Here is a 21,499-nt window from a genome sequence, read left to right on the forward strand (position 1 = left end):
GCTACCGAGGAGGTCCTTGGCGTGGATTGGTTCCTTGACCGGCAGGACCGGGCGTCGGCGTCGCTGCTGCGCCGCGAGATCACCGCCTTCCTCACCCGGCACACGGTGGACCAGGCCGAGGAGATCGACGACGCCGCGTTGATCGTGGCGGAGCTGCTCGCGAACGCCTACGACCACGGCCAGGGCGACATCTGGGTGTCGCTCCAGTGGACCGAGGCCCAGCCCGTGCTCGAGGTGCACGACATGGGGGCGGCGTTCGCGCTGCCCCGGGAGGCGCCGTCCGCGGAGCAGTCCCGCGGCCGCGGGCTGTGGATCGTGTCCCGGTTCTCGTCCGAGCTGGCGGTGGCCGCGAAGCGCGCCGGCGGGAAGTTCGTCCGGTCGGTGCTGCCGGTGGTCCGCCCGCGTGAGCTGACGCTCGACCTGCCCGCGCGCCGGGTCAGCCCGTTGCCCGCGCTGTCGGAGGCCCGGCCCGAGGGCGGGTTCGGCCGCGAGAGCTTCCTGCGCGCCCTGGTCGTCCAGCTGTCGACGGCCGTCGAGCAGCAGCAGGGCCCGGAAGCGGCGCAGCGCGCGATCGCCCAGGTCGCGGCGGACATCGGCGGCCAGATGGAGCAGGAGTACCGCGACGCCGTCGCGAGCCCCGCGGCCCCGCTGGAGCCCGCCCAGATCGCGGAGTGCCTGGTCCGCCTGAAGGCGGCGATCGGCGGCACGTTCAAGGTGGTCGAGGTCACCGAGGACCGGCTGGTCTTCGTGAACTCCGACTGCCCGTTCGGCGCCGCGGTGCGCCAGTCCCCGTCCCTGTGCCGCATGACGTCCTCGGTCTTCGGCGGCATCGCCGCGCGCAACGTCGGCTCGTCGGCGGTGACGCTGGAGGAACGCATCGCCATGGGCGATCCGCAGTGCCGGGTGGTGGTCCACCTGGGCGCGGCGGCGGCCAAGGCGGAACACGCACACCGCTACACCGCCGCACCCTGACCAGCGGGTTTGCCAGGTCCGTGAATGGCCCATTGAGGGACTCTAAGTCCCTCAATGGGCCATTCACGGCTTTCACCTGGGGCGGCGGCGGGGTGAGCCGGCAAGCCTGAGTGATCAGCGGCGGCGGAAGGCCAGCAGGGCGATGTCGTCCTCCGCCGCTTCGCCGAAGCGCTCCAGCAGCTCGTCGCAGAGGGTCTCCAGGTCGGAGTTGTGGACGACCGCCGTGCGCAGCGACTCCATGCCGTCGTCGACCACGATGTCGCGGCGCTCGATCAGGCCGTCCGTGACCAGGAGCACCAGCGTGCCGGGCGCCACGGTCAGCTCTGTCGCCGGTGGGCGCGGCAGGCCGATGCCCAGCAGCGGGCCGGCGAGCTCGACGTAGCGGGCGCCGGTCGCGTCGGCGAGCAGGGGCGGGATGTGGCCGGCGTTCGCGATCTCGGTCGCGCCCGTCGCCGGGTCGATCGCGACCAGGCAGAGCGTGGTGAGGCTGCGGGGGTGGTAGCGGCGCAGCACGGCGTCCAGCCGGTGCAGGATCTCCACCGGGCCGTGCCCTTCCACCGCGTACGCCCGCAGCGCGTGCCGGACCTCGCCCATCACCGTGGCCGCTTCGATGGAGTGCCCGACGACGTCCCCGACGGCGATCAGGAGCCGGCCTCCGAGGTCGCACACCTCGTAGAAGTCGCCGCCGATCTCCGCGTTGTCGCTCGCGGGCGCGTACCGGGCGGCCATCTCCAGCTCGGGCCGGGCCGGCAGCTCCCGGGGTAGGAGGCTCTGCTGCAGGGTCAGGGCGAGCTGGTGCTCCTCGGTGAAGCTCCGCATCGCCTCGCACGCGAGCGCGGTCGCCTGGCCCAGCTGCAGCAGCAGGTTGCGGTCGTCCTCGGACCGGATCGCCCGCGACGCCACCGTGATCGCGACGGGCAGCCGCGACGGGTTCGGGAAGGCCAGGGCCACCGTCGAAAGCCCGTCCGGGGCCGGGAAGACCGACGACGCCGGTACACCGTCGCCGGCCAGGTTCGTGACCTGCTCCAGCGCGCGCGGGGTGTCCGCGCGGACGACCGGCGGTTCGTCGGGTTCGCCGGTGGTCGCGGAGCGCACCAGGCCGCGGTGGCTCGCGCTGACGACCGAGGCCGGCCCTTCGAAGATCGTCGCGGCGCCGGCCGCCGCCGCGACGAGGACGTCGTCGAACGTGCTCGCGCTGTTCATCGCGAGGGTGGCGCGGGTCAGCCGGCCCAGCCGCAGCGCCAGCCGTTCGGCGTGGGTCCGGGCCCGGTAGTACCGCAGGGCGGCCTCGACGGTGGACACCAGCTCACCCGGGTCCACCGGCTCGACGAGGTACCCGTCCGCGCCGCGGTCGAGCCCGGTGGTGCGGTCCTCGACCTCGATGGCGGTGGCGGAGATGTGGATGACCGGCATCGCGGCCGTGCGCGGGTCGCCCTTGACCCGCTCGCAGACCTCGAACCCGCTCATGTCCGGCAGGTTGACGTCCAGCAGGACCATGTCGAGCTCGTCGGTGGCGAGGACGTCCAGGGCCTCCCGGCCGGTCCGGGCCTCGGTGACGCGGTAGCCGTTGCGGCGCAACCAGCTGCTGGTGAGGTACCGGCTCGCTTCAAGGTCGTCGACGACCAGGATGCTGGCCCGCCCGGCCGTGGAGTCGTGTTCGGGGGAACTCATCTGGGCACCGTCCTGGCCACGACCGCGAATGCTTCTCCGATGGCGAGTTTGAGCGTTTCCGGCGTGACCTGCGACTTGAGCAGCAGGCCCGCGCGCAGCCCGGCCCCGGTGAGGTCCAGCCCGTCCGGCGCCGACGAGGTGACCACGACCACGGGGATGTCGCGCAGCTCGGGTTTCTCCCGCAGCACCTGGAGCACCTCCTTGCCGTTCATCCCCGGCATGAACAGGTCGAGGAAGATCAGGCCCGGCCGGTGCTCGTCGAGCACCTCGATCGCCTCGCGCCCGTCCGCGGCGTGCCGGACGTCGGCGGAGACGCCGTGGACCAGCCGTGCGAGCCGGTCGCGGAAGTCGGCGTCGTCGTCCACGATGAGCAGCGAGCCGACGCCCGCGGGGGTGGCCCGGCGCGGGTCGGGCCGCGGCAGTGCGAGCACGACGGTGGTGCCCCGGCCGTGCTCGCTCGACAGCGTCAGCCCGCCGCCCAGGATCTCGGCGAGCCGGCGGGCGTAGGGCAGGCCGAGCCCGGTCCCCGCGACGCCGGCCTGCAGGTCGTTGCGCACCTGGTGGAACTCTTCGAAGACCCGCTCCTGCTGGTCGTCCGGGATGCCGATGCCGGTGTCCGAGACGGTGAACCGGACGTTGTCCTCGTCGGTGTCGATGACCAGCCGGACTTCGCCGCGCTCGGTGAACTTGAGGCTGTTGGACAGCAGGTTGCGCAGGATCCGGACGAGCATCGTCTCGTCGGTGAGCAGCGGCGGTACCGGGTCCGGCTCCTCGATCACCAGCTTGACCTCGCGCGAGTTCACCGTCGAGCGCAGCGCGCCCCGCAACTGCAGGCAGACCACGGTCAGGTCGACCTGGGTCGGTTGCGCGACCAGCCGGCCGGACTCGGCCTTCGCCGTGTCGAGCAGCTCGTTGACCAGCGAGAGCAGCGTCGAGCCCGCGTCGTTGACGAGCTCCACCTGACGCCGCTGGTCGTCGGTGAGCGGGTCGGCGCCGGGGCCGGTGAGCAGCCGCGCGAGGCCGATGACGGAGTTGATCGGCGCCCGCAGCTCGTGGCTGATGTTGGACCAGAACCGGGTTTTCGCCTCGCTGGCCGCCTTGAGCTGGCTCGACTTCTCGTTCAGCTCGGCGTAGAGCGCGACGACGCCGCGGTTGGTTTCTTCGAGCTCTTCGGAGAGTTCCTTGTAGAGCGCCACTACACCGTGATTGGTCTCTTCGAGCTCTTCGTTGAGCCGCATCAGTTCCTGGCTCTTCGCTTCGAGGCTTTCCAGCGTCTCGAGCAGTTCCTGGTTCTGCGCCCGCAGCTCGTCCATCGGGGTGCTCACCCCGCGCTGTTCCAGGACCTCGCGCAGCCGCGCGAGATCGGCGGGCGCGGGGGTGCGCGCCGCGGGGGAGCGCAGCTTGTGCAGCGAGACGAGGTGCTGGCCGCCGTCCTGGCTGACGCGGACGCCGTCCATGAGCCGGTCCGCGGTGTCCCGGCCGGTCCTGAGCACCGCCTCGGCCGCGCCGCCGGCCCAGCCGAACTCGACGACGAGCGCGGGCGGCGTCTCCTGGAGGACGAACCGCACGGTGGCCTTCACCCCGGCGTGCACCAGGTCGCGCCCGAGGTCGCTGAGCACGGTGGCGACCCGGACCTGGTCCTGGCCCTCCAGGCCGACCGCGGCGGCCACCTCGCGCCCGCACCGGCGGACGGTGAACACGTCGGTCTCCGCGCTGACCGGCAGCCGGATGAGCTCGTCGCGGGCCCGGCCGGTCATGGGCGTGGTTTGCCGACCAGCACGCCGGCGTCGTCGTTGCGGACCCCGGCGTCGCGCAGCAGCGCCGCCGCGATCGCGAGGGGAGTGGCGGCGAACAGGCGCTCGCGGCCGTCCACGCTCCACCGCTCGGTGAGGCCGTCGGAGTGCAGGACCACCGTCGCGCCGGGCGGCAGCTCGTAGTCGAACGCGCGGATCGTGCGGGCCTGGTGCCCGGCGACCCCGGGCGCCGAGATCATGCCCTGCTTGCGCCCGCCGGCCACGACCCAGCCGGCGATGTTGCCCAGGCCGGCGAACCGGACGGTGCCGGCGGCGACGTCGACGTCCGCGACGGCGACCGCGCCGCCGCGGGTCCGCCGCAGGGCCTCGTGGATCTGCTTCACCATCGCCTCCGGCGGGTCCGTCGGGCGTGCGCAGAAGGTGTCGGCGGCCGCCCGGGAAGCCGCGGCCGCCAGCGGGCCGTGACCCGACCCGTCACACATCATCAGCCGGAGCCGGCCGGGCCCGCTCTGCACGGCGTAGGTGTCGCCGCAGACGTCCTCACCCCCGATCGGGCGGGTGATCCCGGCCGTGCCGGTCTCGGGGATCTCGTCGAGCGGGGCGCGCCCGGGGTGGAACCGCGCGGTCACCACGGTGCCGCGGCCGGGTTCGGACAGCACCGACGTCGCGTCGGCGAGCCGGCGCACGGTCCCCATGCCGACCCCGAGCGTCCCGGTGGTGGACTCGCCGTCCCGGCCCGAGGCGACGGCGTCGGCCATGCCCGGGCCACGGTCGAACGCGACGACCTCGACCGCGGCCTGCGTGACCGCTCGGACGGACCGGACGACCAGGACGCCTTCGGTGGCGTGCTTCGCGAGGTTCGTCGCGAGTTCGGTGACGGCGAGCCCGACCTCGGCCACCCGGACCTCGGCGAAACCCAGCTGGGCGGCGAGCGTGGCCGCGGTGCGCCGGGCCCGGCCGTGGGCCGTGTCGTCCTCGACCCGGATCCAGGCGACGTCCTCGGTGACCGGCAGGCAGCCGGCGGTGGTCACCGGGCCCACTTGACGACGGTGATGTCCGTGCCGCGGCCGACCTCGGTGTCCAGGTCGAACTGGTCCACCAGGCGCTTGGCGCCGCCGAGCCCCAGGCCGAGGCCCTTGCCGCTGCTCCAGCCGTCGGCCAGGGCCACGGTGACGTCCGGGATGCCGGGGCCGTCGTCGTGGAAGCTGGCCCGGACGCCCTTGCGGCGGCCGTCGGCGACCTCCTCGACCCGCGCCGTCCCGCCGCCGCCGTAGATCAGGGTGTTGCGGGCGAGCTCGCTGGTGGCGGTGACCAGCTTGGTCTGGTCCACCAGGGAGAGCTTGACCTGCAGCGCGTAGGAGCGGACGAGCTGGCGGACCCGGACGACGTCCTCGTCGGCCCGGATCACGATCTCCTCCGGCCCGTCGGCGGCGGTCATCCGGTCACCCGGACGGAATCATCGTCCGACGCCCCCTTGTTCCGCGCGGCGGTGAGTGAGTTGAGGACCTTGATCCCGCGGTCGAGGTCGAGCGCGGTGCGCACGTCGCCCAGCGTCAGGCCGAGCTCGACCAGCGTGATCGCCACCGCGGGCCGCATGCCGACCACGACCGTCTCGGCGTCGAACAGCTTCGACAGCGAGGCGATCGTCGCGAACATCCGGCCGATGAACGAGTCGACGATCTCGACCGCGGAGATGTCGATGACCACGCCGGACGCGCCGGTCGTGCTGATCTTGTCCGCGAGGTCCTCCTGCAGCGCGAGCACGCTCTGGTCCTGCAGGTCGATCTGGATGGAGACCAGCAGCATGTCGCCGATCTTCAGGATGGGGACGCGGTCCATCACAGGGTCCCTTCACGGGATCGGCGGCTCACCACGACGCCCTCGCGCTGCAGGGCGTGCCGGAGGGCGTCGGCCAGGGTGGCCTTCGTGGTGATGTCGCCGAACTCGATGCCGAGCGCGACGATCGTCTGCGCGATCTGCGGCCGGATGCCCGAGATGATGCACTCGGCGCCCATCAGCCGCGCCGCCACGACGGTCTTGAGCAGGTGCTGGGCGACCTGCGTGTCGACGGCCAGCACCCCGGTGATGTCGATGATCGCGTGCTCCGAGCCGGTCTCGACCAGCGCCTCGAGCAGCTTCTCCATCACGACCTGGGTGCGCGCGGAGTCGAGGGTGCCGACCAGCGGCACCGCCAGCACGCCTTCCCACAGCTTCACCACCGGCGTGGTCAGCTCGAGCAGCTGCTCGGACTGCTCCCGGATGATCTCCTCCCGGGCGGAGGCGTACGTCTCGAACGTCCACAGCCCCAGCGTGTCGAGCAGGTTCGAGAAGGTCAGCACCTCGCGGAACACCGGGGAGCCGTCGTCGGCCTCGGCCAGCTCGGACACGGCCTGCTTGAGGGCGAACACGCCCGCGGCGGTCTCGGACGGGCTGAAGCCCTGCCGGGCGCGGGTGCGCGAAAGGTCGCCCAGCTGCGCCTTGAGCTCGGTGTACTCGGGCTTGGACAGGTCGCCGTCCAGCGTGAGCACGGCGGTGATCGCGGTGTACAGCTCGCCGAGGTCGCGCTCGAGCTCGGTGGTGGTCAGCCGTCCCCGGAGGGCCGAACCGGCAAGCTCGGTCCAGCGGCGAACCAGCTGTTCCCGCTCGGTTCCGAGCAACTCAGCCAGCCGGTGGGGCTGCCCGCTTTCGGCTACCACAGTGTCTCCTCGCGACGTCCTCTTTGTGGTGCTGACATTAGCCGGTCGCCCCGGCGCCCCTCCGTGTCACAAGCCGTAGTCCCGCCAGCCGGCCCGCCACCTCGAAGTTGGTCCACAATTCACGCCCACACCCCAGGACCACCCGCCCCTCCCGCCGTGCCCCCGCCGGCCGGCCGCCGCAGTTCGCAATTTTCCGCCGCCCGGAAATCCCTCCCGGCCCACGTGTCGTCCATTCCGGTACGCGTGTCGTCCACTCAGGTACGCGTGTCGTCCACTCAGGTACGCATGTCGTCCTCCCGATCACGCGGGTCAACCCGTCAATCACGGGTTATGCCCGCTCATCACGCGAGATCGCCGGCCATCTCGCGTACCTCCGCGGACGACTCGCGTACCTGGACGGACGACTCGCGTACCTGGACGGACGACTCGCGTACCTGGACGGACGACTCGCGTACCTGGACGGACGACTCGCGTACCTGGACGGACGACACGGCCGGTGCGGGCGGTCAGCTGCGCAGCAGGACCACGCTGGCCCGCGCGATCGTCTTGTCGCCCGACGTCACCCGGCACGACGTGAACACCGCGCGGCGGCCGGCGCGGTCCACCGTCGCCTCGATCTCCAGCCAGCTGCCGACGGCGGCCGTCGAGAGGAAGTCGACCGTGGCGCTGACCGTCTGGACGACCGCGCCTTCGCCGATCGCGCGGCGGGCCATCCGGCCGGCGGCGACGTCGGCCAACGTCATCAGGAAGCCGCCGTGCACCGTGCCCATCACGTTCCGGTGCTCGTCGCGCACGTGGACGCCGAGGACGCCCTCGTCGTTGATGTGGATCGGGCCCACCTGAGCGACGAACGGCGACGACACCAGCAGCTCGAAGCCCGGCGGCGTGCTCCCCTCGGCGTGCGGACCGCGACGTGTCGGTTCGGGCATGTCCCGACGGTACCCGTGGTCTTGAACGTCATTCCCGGCCGGCAGCGGCCTCAGATGGCGGTGCGGCCGCCGTCGACGGCGATGGTCGCGCCCGTGACGTAGCTCGCCTTGGGGGAGGCCAGGAACGAGACCACCTCGGCGATCTCGGCCGGGTCCGCGGCACGCTTCATCGCCGTCGTCTCGGCGAGCGCGTCGAACAGCTCGCGCGCCTCCGGGCGGGTGTAGACCGGGCCCGGGGCGACGGTGGTGAAGCGGACGCCGCGGCCGCTGTACTCGGCCGCCCAGCCCCGCGTCAGCGCGGCCAGCGCCGCCTTGGTCGCGCCGTACGCGGCGCCGTTCACCAGGCCGACGCTGCCCGCCATGCTGCCCAGCGAGATCACGCTGCCCGACCCCTTCGCCGCCATCGCCGGGGCGAACGCGGCCACCAGCAGGAACGGGGCACGGACGTTGCCGGCGAACATCGCGTCGTAGTCGGCGAGCTTCAGGTCCTCGGTCGGGGCCCAGACCGACCGTCCGGCGTTGTTGACCAGGACGTCGATCTCGCCGGCCGACGCCGCGAGCCGGTCGATGGCGGCCGGGTCTTCGAGATCGGCCTCGACGAACCGGGCCCGGCCGCCCGCGGCGGTGATCTCCTCGACGGTCGCGGCGCCGCGACGGGCGTCGCGACCGACCACGATGACGGTCATCCCGTCGGCGGCCAGCTTCTTCGCGACGGCTTTGCCGATCCCGGACGTCGCGCCGGTGACCAGGGCGGTGGTGGGCTGAACGGACATGGTCGGCGCCTTCCGTAGTTCTCATCCAGACCGGTCTGTCTGGCAAGAGTCAACGTAGACAGACCTGTCTGACTGCGTCAAGCGTGATCCTCGCCTCAGCTCAGACAGACCGACCTGTCTGCTATGGTGTGCGCATGTCCGAGAAGGCACCGTCACCGCGGGAGCGCAGCGCGGCCGCGCGGGCGCGGCTGCTGGCCGCCGCCGACGAGCTGTTCTACGCCGAGGGTGTGCAGTCGGTCGGGATCGACCGGGTCATCGAGCACGCGGGGGTCGCCAAGGCGACGCTCTACAGCGCGTTCGGCAGCAAGGACGGCCTCGTCCGCGCGTACCTGGAGGCGCGTCACGCCGCCACCGCCGACCGGATGGCCCGCGAGCTCGAAACCCGTTACGCCACCGCGAAAGAGCGTCTCGTCGGTGCGTTCGAGGTGCAGGGCCTTTCCTTCACCGAGCCGGGTTTCCGCGGCTGCGCGTTCGTCAGCGCGAGCGCCGACGCCCCGCCGGGCGGGGTGGTCGAGCAGACCGCGGCCGACTACCGGACCTGGCTGCACGCCCTCTTCTTCGACCTCGCGAGGCAGGCGCACGCGAAAGACCCGAAGCTGCTCGCGCAGCAGCTCGTGGTGCTGTACGACGGCGCCGGCATCAGCGCGTGGATGGACCGCGACCCCAGTGCCGAGTCGGCCGCCCGGTCGGTCGCCGCCGCCCTGGTCGACGCCGCCGTCGCGGACTGATCACGCCACCGCCGCCTCGGGTAGGACGGGTGAGGGCTTGAACCCCTTGGCCACCAGCCAGATCCCCAGCGAGAACTCCCACAACGCGATCGGCAGCGCGGCGAGGGCGACCACCGGCGCGTCCCGCTCGACGGCGCCGGCCATCGTCGCGAGCGTGGCCGCGAGGAGCAGTGGGGCGCCGACGAATCCCAGCACGGGCAGGGCGCGCGGCACCAGCCGGGCCCGGTACAGCAGCGAGCCGAGCAGCAGCGCGTTCACCACCGGCATCAGGCTCTGCCCGAGCAGGAACAGCCGGTCGTACAACGCCACCAGCACCTGGCCGCCGACGACGGCGTCCGCGCCGGCCCCGGTCCGTCGTAACGTCACGACGGTCAGCAGGCACGCGACGCCGGCGACGATCGCCGCGCCCTCCAGGGTCCGCGCGCCGACGAAGCCCAGCGCGGCGGATTCGTTCTGCCGCTTCAAGATCGGGAACAGCACGACGGCCGTCCTGACGCCGGCGAAGGCGACGACGACCTCCAGGATCCCGCCGACGATCACGGCGGTGTCCGGCCCGGGGCCGGTGACGTAGTTCCGGTCGCGCACCGGGCCGTACAGCGCGAGAGTCGGGATCGAGACGAAGGTGAGCAGGTAGAGCAGGCCCGCGACGAGCGCGGTTTTCCTCGACGAGTCCATGTGCCGCTCCGGCTGTCGGGTCTCCGGTGCGCCACGTTACGCGCGTGTGGCACCGGTGGAAACGATCCGGGACCACCCACCTGGCCGAGCGCGGGCGCGGCGGACGCGCCTACGCTGGGGGCTCGCCCCGGACCACGGCGACCGCAGTCGAACGGCCCGAGGAGAACGCTTGATGACCACCACGCACCGGGAGCTCGATCCCGTCGAGATCGAGCAGATCGGCACCGCCCTGGACAAGCTGCGCACCCGCGTCGCCGGGGAGCTGGGCGCGGAAGACGCCGACTACATCCACAACGTCGTTGCCGTGCAACGGTTCTGCGAGGTGTCGGGCCGCGTGCTGCTGTTCGCCGGCTGGTTCCCGCCCGCGTGGCTGGGCGGGGTGGCGGCGCTCGCGGTGTCGAAGATCCTCGACAACATGGAGATCGGCCACAACGTCATGCACGGCCAGTACGACTGGATGAAGGACCCGGCGCTGAACTCGCGGACCTTCGAGTGGGACATGGTCTGTCCCGGCGAGCAGTGGCGCCGCTCGCACAACTTCATGCACCACACCTACACGAACATCCTCGACAAGGATCGCGACGTCGGGTACGGCATCCTGCGGATCACCGAGGACCAGCCGTGGCACCCGTACTACCTCGGCAACCCGCTCTACGCGGCGGCGCAGGCGGTGTTCTTCGAGTACGGGATCATGCTGCACGACCTCGAAGTCGACCGGATCGTGCAGCGGCGGCGCAGCTGGCGGGACGTCCTCCCGCTGCTGAAACCGATGCTGCGCAAGACCGCGCGACAGGCTGGGCGCGACTACGTCGTCTACCCGCTGCTCACCGGGCCGCTGGCGCCGTTGACGTTGACGGCGAACGTCACCGCCAACGTGATCCGCAACCTCTGGGCGTTCTCGATCATCTTCTGCGGCCACTTCCCCGACGGTGCAGAGGTCTTCTCCGAGGAGGAGAGCGAAGACGAAAGCCGGGGCCAGTGGTACCTGCGCCAGATGCTGGGTTCGGCGAACATCACCGGCAGCCCGCTGTTCCACGTGCTGTCCGGGAACCTCAGCCACCAGATCGAGCACCACCTGTTCCCCGACCTGCCCAGCCACCGGTACCCGCGGATCGCCGGCGAAGTGCGGGAGATCTGCGAAGACCACGGCCTGCCCTACAACACGGGATCGCTGTCGCGGCAGCTCGGCTCGGTCGTCCGCAAGATCTTCCGCCTCGCCCTGCCGGGCCGTCTACTTTAGACGGTCGCGCAGCGTCTCGACGGTGTCGGTGTTGTCGCGGTGCGCGGCGGTCATCTGCACGTCGTGCGCGACGTCCGGGTCGGTGTCCGACGGCACGGTCAGGAGCGTCACCCGATGCCGGTCCGACGCGCCGATCACGGTCACCGTCCCGGGTCGCTGCGCGCGGAACCCTTCCAGCCGGACCCGTTCGCCGTCGTACACGATCCGGCGCGGGGGCTCGGAAAAGTCGCCGAGGTGGAACGTGACCCGTTCGATCCGGCCCAGGCGCACGGCCAGCACGGCGAACAGCTCCGGCAGCTCGCCGACCAGGTCGGCCGATCGTGGCCACCACGCGCCGTCGACGTACCCCGTCGTGGGGCCCTTCGGTTTCAACCGCAGCCGGAGCGCGTGCTCCTCGGCCGCGGGGGCGGTGACTGTGTGTGGGCCCGACGTCATGCCGGTGCTCCCGTCTCCGGCTGCCGATCGCGGCCGGAACGTGCCCGAGGACGGCGCGGGCTCGAGCGCCCGCGCGCGAAATGCTCTCGGTCACCTCGAACCCTACACCGTGTGTTAGAACTGGGGTCTAGCAAAGGGGCCCTCGTGGACCAGCTCACCCTCGGCGTCGTCTCGCGTTCCCGCAAGGAGAACGAACGCCGGCTCCCCATTCACCCCCGCCACTTCGCGCAGATCGAAAGCGATCTGCGCGAGCGCATCTTCCTCGAACACGGCTACGGCGAAGACTTCGGCATGCCCGACGAACAGCTGGCCGCCCTCGTCGGCGGATTCCGCACCCACGAGCAGCTTGTCGCCGAGTGCGACGTCCTGCTGCTCGCCAAGCCACTGCGGGAGGACGTCGCCGAACTGCGGCCCGGCCAGGTCCTGTGGGGCTGGCCGCACTGCGTCCAGGACACCGAGCTGACGCAGCTGGCGATCGACGGCAAGCTGACGCTGATCGCCTTCGAGGCGATGAACCACTGGAACCGCGACGGCTCGTTCGGCCTGCACGTCTTCCACAAGAACAACGAGCTGGCCGGCTACTGCTCGGTGCTGCACGCGCTGCAGCTGGCCGGCTCGACCGGGGACTACGGCCGCCGGCTGAAGGCGGTCGTGATCGGCTTCGGCGCGACGGCGCGCGGTTCGGTGACCGCGCTCAACGCCCACGGGGTGCACGACGTGCACGTCCTCACCGGCCGCGGGGTCACCGCGGTCGGCTCGCCGATCCATTCGGCGACGATGGTGCACTTCGAGCACGACGAGAACAACCCGGGCGACCTCCGGCGCAGCCACGCCCTGACCGACCGGGGCCGGGTGCCGCTCGCCGGGTTCCTCGCCGAGCACGACATCGTCGTCAACTGCGTCCTGCAGGACACCGCCGAACCGCTGACGTTCCTCATCGAGGACGACCTCGCCGCCTTCGCCCCGGGCAGCCTCATCGTCGACGTCTCCTGCGACGAGGGGATGGGCTTCAGCTGGGCGAAGCCGACGACGTTCACCCATCCGGCGTTCACCGTCGGGGACGGGATCACCTACTACGCGGTGGACCACAGCCCGTCCTACCTCTGGAACTCGGCCACGTGGGAGATCAGCGCGGCCCTGCTCCCGCTCCTGCGGCCGGTGCTCGGCGGACCGTCCGCATGGGACGGTCACGAAACCGTCCGGCGCGCGGTGGAAATCCGCGACGGCGTCATCCGGAACCCGGCGATCCTGGCCTTCCAGCATCGCTCGCCGGTGTACCCGCACCTCGCGGGGTAGGGTTCCGGGCAGGAGGCGGAATGCGGTGGCGGGAGGTCGGTGGCTGAGCTCGACGCCCTGCGCGTCAGCGTGCTCGCCGCGCTCGCGGAAGGTCAGCCGGACAGCGGTGTCGACGTCGTCGGCCAGGTCTGCCGGGCCTTCGTCCGGCTGCTCCCGGTGGACGGCGCCGCCGTTTCGGTGATGGCGGACGCAGGGCGCCGCGAAGTCGTCTACACGAGTGACACGGTGAGCGCCGTGCTGGCCGAACTGCAGTTCACCCTGGGCGAAGGGCCGTGTTTCGAGGCCTATTCCCTGGGCGGCCCGGTGCTGCACCCCGATCTCGCGGCCACGCTGCCGTCGGCCTGGCCGGTTTTCGCCGCCCAGGCCGCCGAGCAGCCGGTCGCGGCGCTGTTCACCTTCCCGCTGCAGATCGGGGTGGTGCGCGTCGCGACCCTGGACACCTACCGGGCGACGCCGGGGTCGCTCACCGCGGCCGAGCTCGCCACGGCGCTGCAGGTGGCCGACATCGCCGCGCTGGCGCTGTCCGGCCTGCTCGGCGGCGACCGGTGGCTCGACGGGGACGGCCGGTGGATGGAGGGTGCCGGGATGCGGCACCGGGAGGTGCACCAGGCCACCGGGATGCTCATCGTGCAACTGGACCTGCCCGCCGCGGAGGCGCTGGCCCGGATGCGGGCCCACGCGTTCGGGCACGGCCGCGCGCTGCGCGACGTCGCCGCCGACATCGTGGCCGGACGGCTCAGGTTGGACCGGGAGCCCCGGTGAGGACCACCATGAAGAGAACCGACGAGCAATCAGGAGATGGTGGGCATGGCCGACCGTGAACGACAGGTGACCCGGACGTTCGTCGCACTGGCCGACACGCTCGTCGACGATTTCGACGTCGCCGACCTGCTGCACACGCTGGTGCTGCGCTGCGTGGACCTGCTCGACGTCGCCGCGGCCGGCCTGACGCTGGTCGACGAGCGCGGCAGCCTGCAGGTCCTCGCGTCGTCCACCGAACAGGCGCGCCTGCTCGAGCTCTTCCAGCTCAGCAGCGACGAGGGCCCGTGCGTGGAGTGCTTCGCGGGCCACGCGCCGGTCTTGGTGGCCGACGTCGCCGCGCAGGCCGCGCGGTGGCCGCGGTTCGCCGCCGAAGCCGCCCACCAGGGGTTCGCCTCGGTGCACGCGCTGCCGATGCGGCTGCGCCGGCAGACCATCGGCGCGCTGAACCTGTTCGGCACCCGGCCGGGTGAGCTCGGGTCCGACGACGTCGACCTGGCGCAGGGGCTGGCCGACACCGCGACGATCGGCATCCTCCAGGAGCGGGCCGTCCGGCACGGGGAGACGATGTCCGAGCAGCTGCAGACCGCGTTGAACAGCCGGGTGACCATCGAACAGGCGAAGGGCGTGCTCGCCGTGACCGGTGGGCTCACCATGGACGGCGCGTTCGGCGCGTTGCGGGGTTACGCCCGCAGCAACAGCCTTCGGCTGAGCGACGTCGCCCGCGCGCTGGCCGAGCGGGCGCTGGATCCCGCCATCGTGCTGGCGAGGCAGGCGCGCCGGTGAGCGTTCAGCGCTTCGTGCTGAGGTAGGGCGCCGGGTCGCCGCCGGCGCGGGCGCCGCTGTGGAGCCAGCGGACGAAGCCACGGCGGTCGCGCCGTTCGATCTCGTCGAGGTAGTCCTGCCGGCGCTGCACCGTGCTCCGGCGGGCCGGGGCGTCCCGCGCGACGAGCAGCTGGAAGTAGCTGCGCCGCCAAGCCGTGCAGAGTTCGTCGGTGCTGAGTTCGGCGACCGGCCGGGACGGCGGGGGCAGGGTGACCGCGGCGATGACGTCCTCGGCGGCCGGCCCGAGGCCGCGCTGCTGTGGTGGTTCCCGGCGTCGCGGGACGATCGCCGCGAAGACGGCGGCCGCCGCCCGGAGCACGCGTGTGAGCATGGTTCGCCTCAGCCGTTCGGGGCGGCGCCGGCCGCCGTCGGAGGAACGAGCGCCGAGGTCCGGGGCGTGATGACGACCTTAGCCGAACCCCGGCCGGGTGACATCTGTCCTCAAAGGACTCCGACGGAACCACCCACCTGGCTGAGGGCCAGGCGCCGCGCCCAGGCTTAGGCTGGATGGCGCGCCCCGGACCCCGGCGCCCGGAGCACCGTCGACTGAGCGGGGTGACGAGATGGCCGAGGGCTACCCACCGGGCTGGCAGGTCCGTTACCGGGGGCGAGGAGAGCGTGCGGGCGCCTCTCGCGAACGCATCGGCACGATCGCCGGCCCCACCCTGCGCGACGAGCACACCAGCACGACGTGGGTCCGCGTCCGCCCGTTCTGCGCCACCCCGGACACCCCGCTGCGCCTGATCCGCGCCACGGACATCCTCGACGCCCGCCCCCCGGGCGAGCCGATTCCCCCGACCCCGCTGGCCCCGCTGGTTCCGCCGGCCGCGCCGGCCGGAGAGGTGGACGAGCACGGCACGGTGGTGGTCGAGCTACCGAGCCGCGGCCCGGCGACCTAGCGAGTGGTCACCGGGGTCGTGAGTGTTCAGAAGGGTTAGAACCCTCTTTGCCACTCACGACCACCGGGGCACCGTGGGGCGGCGCCCGGGTTTCCGCAGCTTTGGCGTGTACCCGGTGGTCGGTCTGGCTGTTCGGGCGGACGACTCGCGTACTTGGGCGGACGACTCGCGTACTTGGGCGGACGACTCGCGTACCTGGGCGGACGACTCGCGCACTTGGACGGTCGGTTCGCGTGGTTAGGGGGACGACACGCGGCCAGGCAGTCGGTTCGCGTGCCTGGAGGGTCGGCTCGCGGGGTTGGGGGTCGACTCGTGTGGTTGGGGGATGGCACGCGGTGAGGGGGGCGGCTCGCGTGGTTGGGGGGTCGACTCGCGGTGAGGCAGTCGGCTGGTGTGCCTGGAGGGGCGGCTCGCGTGGTTGGGGGACGACACGCGGCGAGGTGGGCGTGGGGTCAGGAAGGTGGAGCTGGGGTGGGGGTTTGGCCTGGGCGGAACTGGACCAGCAGCGCGGTCGCCGTGGCGCAGACCAGGTCTCCCGCTCGTAGTTCGCCCGTGGCGTGGAGCTTGCGGCCGTCGCGGGTGGTGAGGCGGCCTTCCGCCGTCAGCGGGACTCCGTAGGGGGTTCCGTGGCGGTAGTCGACCGTCAGGGAGGCCGTCATGCCGGGGAAGCCCGCCGCGGCGGTGGCGCGGCCCAGGACGTGGTCCAGGATCGCCGCGACCCAGCCGCCGTGGACGCGGCCGGGCGGGCCTTCGTGCGCCGGGCCGAGGACCACCTCGGCGCGGACCGCGTCCGGCCCGACGTGGATCCACGACACCGGCGGGGCCAGCGGGTTTCCCGGGCCTTCGACCGGGTTGTTGACGCTCAGGTGGCCGCCGCCTTCGAGCGCGGCGAGCAGCAGCGGCGGCTCGCCGCCGGCCGCGCGCAGTGTCTCGGTGACCACTTCGACGCGCGCTGCTGCGGCGGCGAGACCGTCCTCGTCGCGCACGCACACCGTGGCGTCGATCAGCTCCCGGATCCGGGCGCCGAGCAAGGCCCGCGCGGGCGGCACGCCGGTGACCACCGGGAAAGCGCTCCTGAGCTGTGGTTCGGCCATCGCCCTCCCGCCCGGGGAAACTAGAACATGTTCCACATTAGCAGGACTCAGCGCATGTTCAGGGCGTCGTCCACGCTCGGGGCGAGGGTGATCAGGTCGTGGGCGCCGGCCAGCCGGATGGTCTTGAGCACGGTGGGACCCTCGGCGACGACGCGCAGCCCGGTGGGGGCGTCGTCGGCGTCGCGGCTCGCCCGCACGATGGCGTTGATGCCGCTCGAATCGAGGAAGGTCACCCCGGTCAGGTCCAGCACGACGGGCCCGGCCGCGGCGGCTTGGACGGCGGTCAGGGTCCGGCTGAACTCCGGCACGGTCAAGAGGTCGAGCTCGTCGGACACGGCGACGATCACGGCGTCACCGCGGCGGCTGACACTGCACTGGAAGGCCGGCTGCTCGTCGGGGATCACCAGCGGCTCGGGGGGTTCGTTGCTGGGCACGGTACAAGTCTCTCCCGGCCGCCCGGTGGCCGCAGCGTGGTGCCCGGGTTCCGGTGCTCGCCGTCACTCGGGCAGCGCCGCGCCCGAGGTCACGGTCCGCAGCCCGGCCCGCAGCAGCCGGGCGATCTGGGGCGGGGTCCAGCCGGTGCGGGTGGCGAGCTCGGCGGTGGTGAGGTGGTCCACCGCGGTGGACCACAGGGCGAAGCGCTGGCGGGGCGGCAGCAGCGTCACCTCGTCGAGCAGCACCGCGTCGTGCAGGGCCGCGTCGAGCCGGGCGTGGTCGATCCGCGGGGCCAGGTCCGCCCGCAGCGCCACCAGCACGCGGGCCCGCACCCGCCGCCCGGCGGCCGTGTCCCGGCACCGCCGGTCCAGCTCCGGTGCCGCGCCGAGGACCCGGCGGCACAACGCGGTGCTCGTCCGCGGCGACCGCCCGGTCTGCTTCGCGACGCGGTAGACCAACGTCAGCATCCGCTCGGGCAGTTCGGGAACGGCGGAGCGCCACGCGGCCGTGGTCAGCATTCCTTCGCCTGGACGCCGGTCCGGGCCTGGTCGCCGGGCAGGTGGCTGAGCAGCCAGTCGAGCTCGGCGGCGTCGATCAGCCCGGCGTCGGCCGCGCGGATCCAGGCGCAGGCCGCGCGCCGGGTGAACTCCGGGGTGAGGAGGGGTCTCGTCGCGTGCTGGACGCCGGCCATCAGCTGCTCCCGATCGGCGAAGTGGTGCGTGTTCGGCCACCGGGGTCCGGGGTTGCCTCTACGTCGTGTTCCTCCTGGAGTTTAACGCTCGCCGGCGCCCGCCGCAGCGGTGGTCACGAGCCCAGCGTGAACCGCTGCGCGGTGGTCGAGTTGCAGTCGTGGATCCGCAGCCGGTCCCCGGCCTGGCCCGCGTTGTCCGGGTCGTCCAGGCACCGCCCCGAGGCGGCGTTGCGCAGCGCCCCGCCCGGCGCCGCGGCCCATTGCTGAGCGGCGGTTCCGTTGCAGTCCCACAGCTGGACGGGCGTGTCGTTCGCGGTGCTCGCGTTGGGCACGTCGAGGCACTTCCCCAGCGTCCGCAGCGACGTGTCGCCGGGCGCGCTCCACCGCTGGGCGTCGGAGCCGTTGCAGCCGTAGAGCTGCACCGCGGTGCCCGACGCGGGGTAGGCGGCGGCCACGTCCGCGCACAGCCCGGCCGGGCCGGTGACCGGCCCGGGCGGGAACTGCCACGCCTGGTCCGGGGTGTCGGCGCAGTCGGCGAGGCGCATCCCGTCGCCCGCCGTCGTCGCGGCCAGGCAGCGGGTCGAGTTCACCAGCTTGCCCGCGCTGGTCAGGCTCCACGCCTGCGCGGCCGAGCCGTTGCAGGTGTAGAGCTGGACCGGGGTCCCCGCGGCCGTCCCGCCGCCGGCGACGTCGAGGCACTTGCCGAGGACGTGCACCACGCCGGCGGACGGCGGCGTGAACTGCTGGCCCGCCGTGTGGTCGCAGGCGGCCAGCTCCAGCGGCGTCCCGACGGCCGTCTGTCCGTTGTGGACGGACAGGCAGCGGCCGCCGCGCCCGGTCACCTGGCCGGCGGCCGGGTTGCCGGAAGCCGTGCCGGTCAGCGTGACGGTGTGCCGCACGTTCGACGGCAGGCTCGCCGTCGACACCGTGACCGTGCGGTAGTTGGTGTTGTACGCCCACGCCGTCTCGGGCAGCCGCTGGCCGTCGACGGAAACCGCGGTGGGCGCGGCCGAGTTGGCCAGCCGGAGGGTGTAGGCCCGCGCCGGGGCGCTGCCGGTGGCCGGGTCGACGGTGAGTGTCTTCGCCGCGTCCTGCCAGCCGAACCGGGTGGTCGACGACGCGCCGGCGCCTTCGCCGGAGTCCTCGTACAGCGAGAAGCTCCCGTCGGAGCCCGCGGTCACGTTCAGGGTCAGCTGGTCGAGCGGCGCGGCGGCGTTGTCGGTGTAGTTCGTGCGGATCGGCACGACGCCACCGGCCTTCACCAGCACCGGCATCTCCGACAGGGGCTTGGTGATCGTCGCCGTCGACGGTCCGGTGTAGACGGTGCCGGTGAAGTAGTCGGTCCAGGTGCCCGGCGGGATCCACGCCGAGACCGAGCCGCCGGCCGCGGTGATCGGCGCGACGAGGACGTTGTCGCCGTAGAGGTACTCCTGCGGATGGGTGTAGGCCGCGTCCTGGTCCGGGTAGTTCAGGTAGAGCGGCCGGGTGATCGGCACGCCGGTCTGGTTGGCCTGCTTGGCCAGCGTGTAGGTGTAGGGCACCAGCGATTCGCGCAGCCGCAGGAACTTCTCCGCGCTGTCGCCCGCCGCGCCGGGGTAGTCCCAGGGCAGCCGGTCGCCGTGGTCGGAGTGCAGCCGGTCGATCGGCTGGAAGGTGCCCAGCTGCAGCCACCGGGCGTAGAGCTCGTCGGACAGGTGGCCGCCGTGGAAGCTGCCGATGTCGTGGCTGACGTTGCTGAGCCCGGCCGCCGCCTCGTCCGGCGTGAAGTGGGCTTCGTAGGCCAGCATGTCCCAGCTCAGGGGCGTGTCCCCGGTGAACTGGAGGGTGTTGCGGCGTTCCGACCACGGGCCGAGCGGGTAGCTGCTGTGGATGCCGCCCTGCTCGGCACCACCGATGCGGCCGAAGGAGAACCCGCGCAGGCCCTGGGCCGCCGCGTGGTCGGCGTAGGCCTGGTTGATGAAGTTGTCCGGCGCCACGCCCGGGTCCGAGGCCGTCGAGCGGCCGCAGCCGGAGCAGTAGTCCAGCCACCACGTCCGGACGCCCTGGGCGTCGAACGGCTTGTGCAGGTCGAAGTAGGACCGCAGGTGCGCGGGGTTCGACCAGTCCCACACGTAGTTGGAGCCGTCGGGGATCAGCCCGCCCGCGGTCGTGTTCGCCGCCGCGAACTTCGGGTCGTTGCCCGCGATGGAGGTGTGGATGTTGAGCGAGACGGCGAGACCCTGCTGTTTCGTCCAGTTCAGGAACCCCTGCGGGTCCGGGAAGAGCCCGGTGTTCCAGTTCCAGCCGTTCCACTGCGACGGCGACTTCCAGTCGGTGTCGACGACCAGCCAGTCGATCGGGGTGAAGGTCGAGCGGAACTTCGGCAGCAGCGACGTGCGGTAGTCGTTGTCGGAGTAGGCGAAGTAGCGCGAGAACCAGACGCCGTAGGCGGAGCGCGGCAGCAGCGCCGTGCCGCCGGTGAGCGTGTTGAGGTCGGCCAGTCCCTGCTTGAAGTCCTTGCCGTAACCGAAGAAATAACCGTCCTGGTAGGGCTGCGCGCCGTGTGACGGCCGGTCCGTGACGGTGCGGTCGGCGTTGAGCACGGCAGAGCGCGTGTCGTCGAGCAGGTACCAGCCGTCGCGGTCGAGCAGCCCGGGGTGCTGCGGCGTCGGGACGGCTTCCGGGTTGTCGAGCGAGCGGTCCCAGCCGCCGAGCACGGACTTGGGCCCGGCGCCGTAGGCGGTGCTGAGCAGCGAGGTGTCGGCGGCGGGGTAGGCCCCGGCAGTCGTGGTGACGGCGAGACTGTCGAGGTTGACGTTGCCCGAGTCGCCGGACTTGCGGTCGATGCGGACGGCGTTCGTCCCGGCGTTCAACGGGACCGTGACCGACGCGGTCGCCCAGGTGTTCCAGGACGACGTCGCCGGCAGCGAGAGCTTCGGCCCGGGCGCGCCGTTGACCGTGGTGGACAACGTGCGGGTGGTGGTCTGGCCGTCGCCGCCCTGCGCGTTCGCGTACCGGACGGTGAGCCGGTACTGCCCGGCCGACGGGACCGCGGAGACGTCCTGGGCGAGCGAGTCCCCGACCGAGGTGAACCCGGCGAGGAAGCCCGAGCCGGTGTTGCCGGTGTGGTCGTAGGCGGTCGACGCCGAGCCGCCCGGGACGCCGTTTTCGGCCTCGCAGGCGGTGGCGAACGCGCAGTACGACGGGAACAGCGGCTGCGCGGTGACGTTCGTGGCGGTGAGCTGCACCGACGTGTTGTCCCGGGTGAACGGGCCGCTGTTCTGGCGGTACCGCAACGTCAGGTTCGCGGTCCGGATCTCGCGGACGCCGCCGGTCACCGTGGTCGTGTACGCGGGTTCGGGGATCGACCGGTTGACGGCGGTGAAGGTGGCCAGGTCCTGGAACCGGTCGTCACCGGCGTATTCGAGCCGGATCAGCGTCGGCGACAGCACCTCGAACCGCGCGTGCCCGTCCTGGACGACGCTTTGGCTCTCCAGCCGGGGTTTCGCCTCCTGCGCGGCGGCGACGCCGGTGAACGTGACGGCGCCGGTCAGGAGCGCCACGATGGTCTGGACCGTCTTCAGCGACTGTGCTCGGAACACGCGCACTCCCTTGTCCACGCTCCGCCTGATCCCGTTGCTGATCCAC

General features: G+C 72.3%; 23 protein-coding genes. 7 read left to right on the forward strand and 16 right to left on the reverse strand.

What is annotated here, in order from left to right:
• Nucleotides 1-21 precede the first annotated feature (21 nt).
• Nucleotides 22-972 carry a methanogen output domain 1-containing protein gene (locus ACGFMK_RS19415; protein WP_392764721.1) on the forward strand — a complete coding sequence of 317 codons (951 nt, stop codon included), beginning with the start codon at nucleotides 22-24 and terminating at the stop codon, nucleotides 970-972.
• Between the two features lie 114 nt (nucleotides 973-1,086).
• On the opposite strand, the gene ACGFMK_RS19420 is transcribed toward ACGFMK_RS19415, so the two are convergent.
• From ACGFMK_RS19420 to ACGFMK_RS19455, 8 genes are all read right to left on the reverse strand, one after another.
• Nucleotides 1,087-2,643 carry a SpoIIE family protein phosphatase gene (locus ACGFMK_RS19420; protein ID WP_392764724.1) on the reverse strand — a complete coding sequence of 519 codons (1,557 nt, stop codon included), beginning with the start codon at nucleotides 2,641-2,643 and terminating at the stop codon, nucleotides 1,087-1,089.
• On the reverse strand, nucleotides 2,640-4,400 hold the full coding sequence (locus ACGFMK_RS19425) for an ATP-binding protein (RefSeq protein WP_392764726.1): 1,761 nt from the start codon (nucleotides 4,398-4,400) through the stop codon (nucleotides 2,640-2,642). Before ACGFMK_RS19425 ends, ACGFMK_RS19420 begins: the two co-directional genes overlap by 4 nt.
• Nucleotides 4,397-5,428: a SpoIIE family protein phosphatase gene (locus tag ACGFMK_RS19430; RefSeq protein ID WP_392764729.1), complete on the reverse strand. Its 1,032-nt coding sequence runs from the start codon at nucleotides 5,426-5,428 to the stop codon at nucleotides 4,397-4,399. Before ACGFMK_RS19430 ends, ACGFMK_RS19425 begins: the two co-directional genes overlap by 4 nt.
• Nucleotides 5,425-5,835 (reverse strand): anti-sigma regulatory factor, encoded by a 411-nt coding sequence (locus ACGFMK_RS19435; protein ID WP_392764732.1) that lies wholly within the window; start codon nucleotides 5,833-5,835, stop codon nucleotides 5,425-5,427. The genes ACGFMK_RS19430 and ACGFMK_RS19435 overlap by 4 nt, the downstream gene beginning before the upstream one ends.
• A complete protein-coding gene (locus ACGFMK_RS19440) occupies nucleotides 5,832-6,236 on the reverse strand; it encodes an STAS domain-containing protein (protein WP_392764735.1) in 405 nt (134 codons plus the stop codon). The genes ACGFMK_RS19435 and ACGFMK_RS19440 overlap by 4 nt, the downstream gene beginning before the upstream one ends.
• Nucleotides 6,236-7,093, reverse strand: coding sequence for an STAS domain-containing protein (locus tag ACGFMK_RS19445; protein WP_392764738.1), 858 nt, complete (start codon nucleotides 7,091-7,093; stop codon nucleotides 6,236-6,238). Before ACGFMK_RS19445 ends, ACGFMK_RS19440 begins: the two co-directional genes overlap by 1 nt.
• Before the next feature lie 506 nt (nucleotides 7,094-7,599).
• Nucleotides 7,600-8,022 carry a PaaI family thioesterase gene (locus ACGFMK_RS19450; protein WP_392764739.1) on the reverse strand — a complete coding sequence of 141 codons (423 nt, stop codon included), beginning with the start codon at nucleotides 8,020-8,022 and terminating at the stop codon, nucleotides 7,600-7,602.
• A 50-nt stretch (nucleotides 8,023-8,072) separates the two neighbouring features.
• Nucleotides 8,073-8,795: an SDR family NAD(P)-dependent oxidoreductase gene (locus ACGFMK_RS19455; protein ID WP_392764742.1), complete on the reverse strand. Its 723-nt coding sequence runs from the start codon at nucleotides 8,793-8,795 to the stop codon at nucleotides 8,073-8,075.
• Nucleotides 8,796-8,929: 134 nt separating this feature from the next.
• On the opposite strand from ACGFMK_RS19455, the gene ACGFMK_RS19460 reads away from it, so the two are divergent.
• Nucleotides 8,930-9,523 (forward strand): TetR/AcrR family transcriptional regulator, encoded by a 594-nt coding sequence (locus ACGFMK_RS19460; protein WP_392764744.1) that lies wholly within the window; start codon nucleotides 8,930-8,932, stop codon nucleotides 9,521-9,523.
• Here ACGFMK_RS19460 and ACGFMK_RS19465 read toward each other — a convergent pair whose 3' ends face one another.
• Complete coding sequence (locus ACGFMK_RS19465) at nucleotides 9,524-10,198, reverse strand: DUF4386 domain-containing protein (protein WP_392764746.1); 675 nt, start codon at nucleotides 10,196-10,198, stop codon at nucleotides 9,524-9,526.
• A gap of 172 nt (nucleotides 10,199-10,370) precedes the next feature.
• Between ACGFMK_RS19465 and ACGFMK_RS19470 the strand changes: the two genes are divergently transcribed.
• Nucleotides 10,371-11,438, forward strand: a complete 1,068-nt coding sequence (locus ACGFMK_RS19470; protein WP_392764748.1) for a fatty acid desaturase family protein — start codon at nucleotides 10,371-10,373, stop codon at nucleotides 11,436-11,438.
• Here the strand turns inward: ACGFMK_RS19470 and ACGFMK_RS19475 are convergent.
• Nucleotides 11,430-11,873: a DUF5994 family protein gene (locus ACGFMK_RS19475; protein WP_392764751.1), complete on the reverse strand. Its 444-nt coding sequence runs from the start codon at nucleotides 11,871-11,873 to the stop codon at nucleotides 11,430-11,432. The genes ACGFMK_RS19470 and ACGFMK_RS19475 overlap by 9 nt on opposite strands.
• 144 nt (nucleotides 11,874-12,017) lie before the next feature.
• Here ACGFMK_RS19475 and ACGFMK_RS19480 point away from each other — a divergent pair, with 144 nt between their 5' ends.
• From ACGFMK_RS19480 to ACGFMK_RS19490, 3 genes are read left to right on the forward strand one after another with little or no spacing between them, the layout of a single operon-like run.
• Nucleotides 12,018-13,169, forward strand: a complete 1,152-nt coding sequence (locus ACGFMK_RS19480; protein WP_392764754.1) for a N(5)-(carboxyethyl)ornithine synthase — start codon at nucleotides 12,018-12,020, stop codon at nucleotides 13,167-13,169.
• Between the two features lie 39 nt (nucleotides 13,170-13,208).
• Nucleotides 13,209-13,931 carry a GAF and ANTAR domain-containing protein gene (locus tag ACGFMK_RS19485; RefSeq protein ID WP_392764756.1) on the forward strand — a complete coding sequence of 241 codons (723 nt, stop codon included), beginning with the start codon at nucleotides 13,209-13,211 and terminating at the stop codon, nucleotides 13,929-13,931.
• Between the two features lie 45 nt (nucleotides 13,932-13,976).
• Nucleotides 13,977-14,714, forward strand: coding sequence for a GAF and ANTAR domain-containing protein (locus ACGFMK_RS19490; protein ID WP_392764758.1), 738 nt, complete (start codon nucleotides 13,977-13,979; stop codon nucleotides 14,712-14,714).
• Between the two features lie 4 nt (nucleotides 14,715-14,718).
• Here ACGFMK_RS19490 and ACGFMK_RS19495 read toward each other — a convergent pair whose 3' ends face one another.
• On the reverse strand, nucleotides 14,719-15,084 hold the full coding sequence (locus tag ACGFMK_RS19495) for a hypothetical protein (RefSeq protein ID WP_392764761.1): 366 nt from the start codon (nucleotides 15,082-15,084) through the stop codon (nucleotides 14,719-14,721).
• Between the two features lie 232 nt (nucleotides 15,085-15,316).
• On the opposite strand from ACGFMK_RS19495, the gene ACGFMK_RS19500 reads away from it, so the two are divergent.
• Nucleotides 15,317-15,652: a hypothetical protein gene (locus ACGFMK_RS19500; protein ID WP_392764762.1), complete on the forward strand. Its 336-nt coding sequence runs from the start codon at nucleotides 15,317-15,319 to the stop codon at nucleotides 15,650-15,652.
• Between the two features lie 452 nt (nucleotides 15,653-16,104).
• On the opposite strand, the gene ACGFMK_RS19505 is transcribed toward ACGFMK_RS19500, so the two are convergent.
• The 5 genes from ACGFMK_RS19505 to ACGFMK_RS19525 all read right to left on the reverse strand — a co-directional run bounded on the left by ACGFMK_RS19505 (nucleotide 16,105) and on the right by ACGFMK_RS19525 (nucleotide 21,453).
• On the reverse strand, nucleotides 16,105-16,746 hold the full coding sequence (locus tag ACGFMK_RS19505) for a PaaI family thioesterase (protein ID WP_392764765.1): 642 nt from the start codon (nucleotides 16,744-16,746) through the stop codon (nucleotides 16,105-16,107).
• Nucleotides 16,747-16,793: 47 nt separating this feature from the next.
• Nucleotides 16,794-17,180: an STAS domain-containing protein gene (locus tag ACGFMK_RS19510; RefSeq protein WP_392764767.1), complete on the reverse strand. Its 387-nt coding sequence runs from the start codon at nucleotides 17,178-17,180 to the stop codon at nucleotides 16,794-16,796.
• Nucleotides 17,181-17,243: 63 nt separating this feature from the next.
• Nucleotides 17,244-17,699, reverse strand: coding sequence for a hypothetical protein (locus ACGFMK_RS19515; RefSeq protein WP_392764770.1), 456 nt, complete (start codon nucleotides 17,697-17,699; stop codon nucleotides 17,244-17,246).
• On the reverse strand, nucleotides 17,693-17,872 hold the full coding sequence (locus ACGFMK_RS19520) for a hypothetical protein (protein ID WP_392764772.1): 180 nt from the start codon (nucleotides 17,870-17,872) through the stop codon (nucleotides 17,693-17,695). The genes ACGFMK_RS19515 and ACGFMK_RS19520 overlap by 7 nt, the downstream gene beginning before the upstream one ends.
• A gap of 113 nt (nucleotides 17,873-17,985) precedes the next feature.
• Nucleotides 17,986-21,453 (reverse strand): ricin-type beta-trefoil lectin domain protein, encoded by a 3,468-nt coding sequence (locus tag ACGFMK_RS19525; RefSeq protein ID WP_392764774.1) that lies wholly within the window; start codon nucleotides 21,451-21,453, stop codon nucleotides 17,986-17,988.
• Nucleotides 21,454-21,499: the final 46 nt, after the last annotated feature.

This window comes from Amycolatopsis sp. NPDC049252 (assembly GCF_043197175.1).
In the GTDB taxonomy this organism is placed as follows: Bacteria; Actinomycetota; Actinomycetes; order Mycobacteriales; family Pseudonocardiaceae; genus Amycolatopsis.